We start from the raw sequence: 570 nt of genomic DNA, 5'->3' as shown, positions 1-570 counted from the left end.
ACACGTAATCGCCGATCGAATATTCGCGCACGTCAATGCCTTGCGCGCGGTAATACTGCGGAATGCGCGCGTCATACCCTTCGTAACGGCCGCAGCCGAACAGCAGATGATCGGCATGGCTCAGTTCCGTCGCATCCTGTTGTGTGAACAGCGGGGCGGAAGGATTCGGAAAAATCAGCACAGGACCTGCGGAAGATGGTGCAATATCAGTTTTTTCGGAATTCTCAGGACCTGCGGAAGATTGTGCAGTGTCGGAATCTGCAGTATCGCAAGAATCGCCAGTATCGAAGGAATCCGCAGAATCCTCAATATTTTCCGTATTTTCGATTACCGCAGGCTCAAGCTGCAGCAGCTCGTCGAGGCATTCGCTCCACACTTCCGGCTTCATCACCATGCCTGCGCCACCGCCGACAGGAGTGTCGTCGACGGAATGATGCACGTCGTGCGTCCAGTCGCGCAGATTGTGCGCGGTAACCTCCACAAGCCCTTTCGACTGCGCTTTGCCGAGCAGACTGAGGTTCAGCACTTCAAAATATTCCGGGAAAACAGACACGATATCGATCTTCATAA

At 53.9% G+C, this 570-nt stretch carries 1 protein-coding gene; it reads right to left on the bottom strand.

Annotated features, from left to right (window positions below):
* Positions 1 to 568: RNA methyltransferase (locus tag IE142_RS35655; protein WP_502266918.1), on the bottom strand; the 568-nt coding region annotated here is incomplete at its 3' end.
* Positions 569 to 570: the final 2 nt, after the last annotated feature.

Source organism: Streptomyces mutabilis, from assembly GCF_014649815.1.
Taxonomy (GTDB): Bacteria; Actinomycetota; Actinomycetes; order Streptomycetales; family Streptomycetaceae; genus Streptomyces; species Streptomyces mutabilis.
This window is presented reverse-complemented; position numbering and strand designations above follow the sequence as displayed.